The organism is Mameliella sp. CS4, from assembly GCF_019392335.1.
GTDB lineage: Bacteria > Pseudomonadota > Alphaproteobacteria > Rhodobacterales > Rhodobacteraceae > Antarctobacter.
The window spans coordinates 1-253 of the sequence record NZ_JAHXRQ010000227.1 but is presented as its reverse complement, the minus strand read 5'-3'; the positions used below and the strand labels follow the sequence as shown (position 1 = coordinate 253).

The window sequence follows — 253 nt, the reverse complement described above, 5'->3', positions numbered from 1 at the left end:
CCAGAGAAGCCTTGCAAGGGCTCATTCAACGTAAGGGTCGGCCATGACCTGCACTTGGCAGCGGCACTGGCGGCCACACGTAAAAAAGTCACGCTCAATGACCTGACACGCCAGGCGTTGAATGAGTTTTTGCAACATCACTGCGCAGAACCGCTATCGGTGCTCGGTTGACGGTCCCAACCGCCGATACCCCAGCGCAGCGGCGCCCAACACAATTGCACCGGCCGCCAACGCCACCCAAAACCCGCTGGTA

General features: G+C 59.7%; 1 protein-coding gene. It reads left to right on the top strand.

Features of this window, described 5'->3' with window-relative positions:
* Positions 1–171, top strand: a 171-nt coding sequence (locus KZZ07_RS28235; RefSeq protein WP_219520130.1) for a toxin-antitoxin system HicB family antitoxin, incomplete at its 5' end; no start/stop codon positions are given.
* Positions 172–253: the final 82 nt, after the last annotated feature.